Annotated in this window: 4 protein-coding genes; all 4 read right to left on the bottom strand. The window is 43.9% G+C overall.

Annotated elements, in window-relative coordinates:
• Positions 1-2,021: carbamoyl-phosphate synthase (glutamine-hydrolyzing) large subunit (carB, locus tag AC29Z1_RS12505; RefSeq protein ID WP_488271796.1), on the bottom strand; the 2,021-nt coding region annotated here is incomplete at its 3' end.
• Between the two features lie 2 nt (positions 2,022-2,023).
• Positions 2,024-3,097, bottom strand: a complete 1,074-nt coding sequence (gene carA, locus AC29Z1_RS12500; RefSeq protein ID WP_488271795.1) for a glutamine-hydrolyzing carbamoyl-phosphate synthase small subunit — start codon at positions 3,095-3,097, stop codon at positions 2,024-2,026.
• Positions 3,094-4,383 (bottom strand): dihydroorotase, encoded by a 1,290-nt coding sequence (locus tag AC29Z1_RS12495; RefSeq protein WP_488271794.1) that lies wholly within the window; start codon positions 4,381-4,383, stop codon positions 3,094-3,096. Before AC29Z1_RS12495 ends, carA begins: the two co-directional genes overlap by 4 nt.
• Positions 4,367-5,323 (bottom strand): aspartate carbamoyltransferase catalytic subunit, encoded by a 957-nt coding sequence (locus AC29Z1_RS12490; protein ID WP_488271793.1) that lies wholly within the window; start codon positions 5,321-5,323, stop codon positions 4,367-4,369. The genes AC29Z1_RS12495 and AC29Z1_RS12490 overlap by 17 nt, the downstream gene beginning before the upstream one ends.
• Positions 5,324-5,739 lie beyond the last annotated feature (416 nt).

Raw genomic sequence — 5,739 nt, 5'->3', positions numbered from 1 at the left:
TCTAAGAGTTCTTCAAATCTTTCCCGATCTTCTGCCCTATCGATACCTTCCACACTGGTGCCGAAAATTTTGACACCGGCTCTTGCCAACGGTCCGGCCAGGTTAATAGCCGTTTGTCCGCCAAACTGGACAATGACGCCATCAGGTTTTTCTTTATCAATAATATTCAAGACATCTTCTGGGGTTAGCGGTTCGAAGTACAAACGATCAGAGGTATCGAAATCGGTTGATACTGTTTCCGGATTATTATTGACGATCACTGACTCTATGCCCATTTCCCTAAGGGCCCAGACAGAATGTACCGAACAGTAATCAAATTCAATTCCCTGACCGATACGGATAGGTCCGGAACCCAGTACCATGACTTTACGCTTATCAGTGGTTTTCACTTCATCTTCCTGAGCATAGCTCGAGTAGTAATATGGTGTAACAGCTTCAAACTCACCTGCACAAGTATCTACCATTTTATAACTGGGTAGAATGTTGGCCTCTTTCCGCATCGCCCGAATTTGGTATACTGTTTTGCCGGTAAGCTGGGCAATTGTTTTATCTGCAAAACCGATTTTCTTAGCCCGCAGAAGCACTTCAGGACACAACTCTTGGCTGATTTTTCTTTCCATTGTAACAATGTTTTCAATTTTGTTTAAGAAGAATTTATCAATTGCGGTTATCGCATGAATTTCGGCTACAGTAATACCGCGACGTATAGCTTCCGCAATAACAAATACCCGCTCATCATTAGCAAGTTTGAGCTTTTCTTTTATTTCCTGTTCGCTGAGACTGGCAAATTCCGGTATCGCCAAATGGTTGAGACCAATCTCTAGGGATCGTACGGCCTTTAATAAGGCTCCTTCAAAATTACGATCAATAGACATGACTTCCCCAGTCGCTTTCATTTGCGTGCCAAGAATTCGGTCGGCAAAACTGAATTTATCGAAAGGCCAACGAGGAAACTTAACTACTACATAGTCAAGTGCTGGCTCAAAACAGGCTTTGGTTTTTCCTGTGACCGCATTGGTAATTTCGTCTAACGTGTAGCCGATAGCAATTTTAGTGGCTACTTTTGCAATCGGATAACCCGTAGCCTTCGATGCTAACGCACTGGAACGACTTACCCGCGGATTTACTTCAATAACAATATATTTGCTACTTTTCGGGTCAAGTGCAAACTGTACATTACATCCACCTTCAATACCCAATGCCCGGATGATTTTAAGGGATGCACTTCTCAGCATCTGATATTCATGGTCAGAAAGGGTCTGCGATGGCGCTACCACAATACTATCTCCGGTATGGATGCCGACAGGGTCGACGTTTTCCATATTACATACCGTAATACAATTATCTGCCGCATCACGAATCACTTCATATTCAATTTCTTTCCATCCTGCCACACTGCGTTCAATAAGTGCCTGACCAATCAGACTATACTTTAACCCCTTGTTTACGATGTCGATAAGTTCTTCATCATTGTAGGCTATACCACCGCCAGTACCCCCCAGAGTATAAGCAGGACGTACAATTAACGGATAGCCAATGTCTTGCGCAAATGTAAGCGCACTCTCAATATCTTCAACAATAGTGCTTTCAGGAATTGGCTGACCAATTTCTTGCATGGTCGCTTTAAACAATTCTCTGTCTTCCGATTTTTTTATAGCTTCCAGCGGGGTCCCTAAAAGTTGTACTTGGTATTTTTCCAGCACACCATTTTCTGCCAATTTAACTGCCAGGTTAAGTCCTGCCTGGCCGCCAAGAGTAGCCAGCAAGCCATCTGGGCGCTCTTTGGCAATAATTTCTTCCAGATATTCAGGTGTAAGAGGTTCAATATATACCCAATCAGCAATATTAGCATCCGTCATTATCGTAGCCGGATTGCTGTTTACCAGCACCACCTCAAAACCTTCTTCCTTCAATGTTTGGCAGGCTTGTGTACCAGCATAGTCAAATTCTGCTGCCTGGCCTATTACGATAGGTCCAGAACCAATGACCATAATTTTATGCAAATTTTCTTTTTTGGGCAACGTTAATTCCTCCCTGCCTTGGTTTCTTCGGCTATCATCTTCATGAAATCATCGAACAAGTAGCTGCTATCATCTGGACCGGGTTTGGCTTCTGGATGATATTGTACTGAAAATATCGGCAGACGGTTATGCTTCATTCCTTCAATGGTTCCATCATTAACTGCCCGGTGAGTGACTGTCACATCAATGGTTTCAAGTGAACTTTCTTCAATGGCATAGCCGTGATTTTGTGATGTAATATATACCCTGCCTGTTGCCAAATCTTTAACTGGCTGGTTAGAACCGCGATGACCAAACTTTAATTTATAGGTATCTGCACCTAACGCTAAGGCTAAGAGTTGATGGCCCAGACATATACCAAATATCGGCTTCTTACCAATGAGTTCCCTTACCGTATGTACTGGCGCGTCTTTGGGATCGCCAGGCCCGTTGGATAAAAAGATACCGTCAGGATTAAGAGCCAGTATTTCTGCTGCCGAAGTATCAGCAGGCATTACCGTAATATCACAGCCCTTGTTAGCCATAGAATTTAGGATATTACGTTTAATGCCAAAATCCAGGACCGCAATACGCGGTCCATTGCCTGGGATTCGATAAACTTCTTTGGTCGTAACTTCATTGACGACATCGCGGCAAAGTGGCCTGCCCAATAGCTCGGCAATTTCACTTTCCGGAGTATCAGCCGTAACAATAACACCTTTCATGGTACCATGCGCACGTATCCGTCTGGTAATGGCCCTGGTATCGACATCATAGATGCAAGGAATATTGCGTGCTTTTAAATAAGTAACCAACGAATCTTCAGCTTGCCAATTGCTCGGCTGATGACAAAGTTCACTGACGACAAAGCCACGAACAAATGATTGTCTGGCTTGTTCAAATATATTCGCCACACCGTAATTGCCGATTAAGGGATAAGTCATTGTCACGATTTGTCCACAGTAGGACGGGTCTGTCAACACTTCTTGATAACCAGTCATACCGGTGTTAAATACCACTTCTCCAACTGCTGTCGTTGCGGAGACAAGCATTCCTTGGAAAACGCTTCCGTCTTCCAATATAAGTTTGCCAATCATTTAAGCACCTCGCCATTTTGCATAATTATACTACCGTTCACTATAGTAATTAGCGCTTTACCCTTTAAATTCCTGCCTTTAAATGGAGAAAGTTTAGCTTTTGTATAAAAATTTATGCATTCAACTTTCCATTTATATTCAGTGTCAATGATTGTGATATCTGCCGGAGCTCCGACCTTAAGTACACCGCTTTCCAGCCCAAGAATCTTTGCCGGGGCATATGACATCTTATCAATTATTTCCATCAATGTGAGTTTACCAGTGTGATAGAGGCTTGTCAGCACAACGCCAAGTGCAGTTTCAAGCCCTGCAAACCCACTGGGTGCATATCGGAATTCAACATCTTTTTCTTCAAAAGCATGGGGGGCATGATCAGTAGCTATGACATCTATTGTTCCATCTTTCAAGCCGGCAATCAATGCTTCTACATGATCAGCCGACCTGAGCGGCGGATTTACTTTGAAGGCAGTATTAAAGGTCTTCAATTCTTCATCAGTTAGCATTACATGATGGGGAGTTGCTTCAGCCGTAACTTTCACACCACGCCGTTTCGCTTGCCGAATAATCTCAACCGCTCCCTTAGTGCTCACATGAGCAACATGAATACGTGAATTCGTATATTCTGCCAGCATAATATCTCTGGCAACCGCAATATCTTCAGCAACAGCCGGTCGGCCTTTTACTCCCAACATAGCAGATACGGCACCTTCATGCATATAGCCCTCTCTGGCAAGCTCTTCATCCTCTGAGTGGGTAATCACCGGACGACCAAACATTCCGGTATATTCAAGACCAGTTTTCAACAACCGGGTGCTATCTAGATGACCACCATCGTCCGAGATGGCCACCGCACCAGCTTCAATCATATCACCGATTTCAGCTAGCTCCTTACCTTCCAGCCCCTTACTTAAAGCACCAATTACTTTCAGGTTGACTACACCTTCTGTTTGCCCTCGCCGAATCAATCCAGATACCAGAATGGAGTTATCAACAACCGGATACGTATTTGGCATGCAGGCTACTGTAGTAAATCCGCCTGCCGCAGCCGCACGCGTTCCTGAGGCAATATCTTCTTTTGCTTCTAGTCCTGGTTCCCGCAAATGAACATGCATATCAACAAGACCAGGAGCCACTACCAAACCTGTCGCATCCACAACCTGAGCATCATCAGCCGAAAGATTGGCACCTATTGCCGCAATCGTACCGTTTTCAACTAAAATATCACCAATCATATCCATTTGCTCTGCCGGATTGATAATGCGTCCACCTTTAATTAGCAGCTTCAATGTTGGTCCCTCCCATCAGCACTAAGAATAATAATGCCATTCTAACTGCCAGTCCGTTTTTTACCTGTTCTTGTATGGCCGACTGCTCGCCATAAGCCACATCAGGAGCAATTTCCAAACCACGATTCATCGGGCCTGGATGCATCAGCAGCACATCTGGTTTAGCCAGAGCTAGCCGCTTGGCATTAACCCCAAAAATGCGGGCATATTCTCGCGGCGAAGGAAATAAGCCCTTTTGCTGCCGCTCACGCTGAATGCGAAGTACATTTACGACATCTGCCTGATCAATCGCCTCCTCAATCCGGTGATGCACCTTGACACCAACCTGCTCGAGGTCACGCGGCAGCAGAGTTTGCGGTCCGGCGACATGAACCTCGGCTCCCATTTTCAGCAGCCCCCATATATTCGAACGTGCCACGCGGCTGTGAAGAATATCGCCAATAATAGCCACCTTAAGTCCGGCAATAGTTCCTTTATATTGCTTTATAGTAAACATATCCAACAGCCCTTGGGTTGGATGCTCATGTGCACCGTCACCAGCGTTAATGACCACCGGTGTAACGATATTAGCTGCAAATTGAGCAGAACCTTCGGCTTCATGGCGCATTACGATAACATCAACACCCATAGCTTCAATGGTAAGAAGTGTGTCACGCAAACTTTCACCTTTAGCAACACTGCTTGTGCTTGTCGAAATGTTAACCACATCTGCCCCAAGGTACTTGCCTGCCAATTCAAAAGAAGTTCTTGTCCGCGTACTATTCTCAAAAAACAGATTAATAATTGACTTGCCACGCAATGTTGGCGCTTTTTTAATGTCCCGATCAATGATATTTTTCATTTCTTTGGCCGTATTAAGAATTAGCTCCATTTCGGCTGTAGACATTGTTTCAAGACCAAGAATATCTTTGTTCCTAAGCGATACCTGAACTTTAGTCATCACACACTCTCCCTTCAAAAATAAAGAAATCAGATTGTCAAACCTTTGCCAGGAGCAAAACAGTTAAGTATTTTTGCAATAAATAAACTCCTTGCTGAAAGCGCAAGGAGTTAAAACATATGCATGCTAAAAATAGCAGGCTAGATAGCAACATCCTTGCAGACCTCACAGGGCCAACTTAAAGGATAGTATTTGTAATTTTTTGCTATAATAAAAGCCCATCTTGCCATGAAAAGCACGCAAGAAGGGCTTGTTACTTGTTAACCACCGTCTCCTTGCTAGCCTCACAGGACTAACTTAAAGGCATATTTCATATTGTATAAGATAATAGCAGAGTTCATGAAATGTTGTCAATAGAAAAATTGGTTCTTTGTCAAATGTTGGGGTAAAGCATAAAGTGTAGTGGAGCAGGGGAT

The sequence above is a fragment of the Sporomusa sp. genome (genome assembly GCF_057736855.1).
Note: the sequence above shows the minus strand (reverse complement) of the source record. Positions and strands in the feature narration are given on the sequence as shown.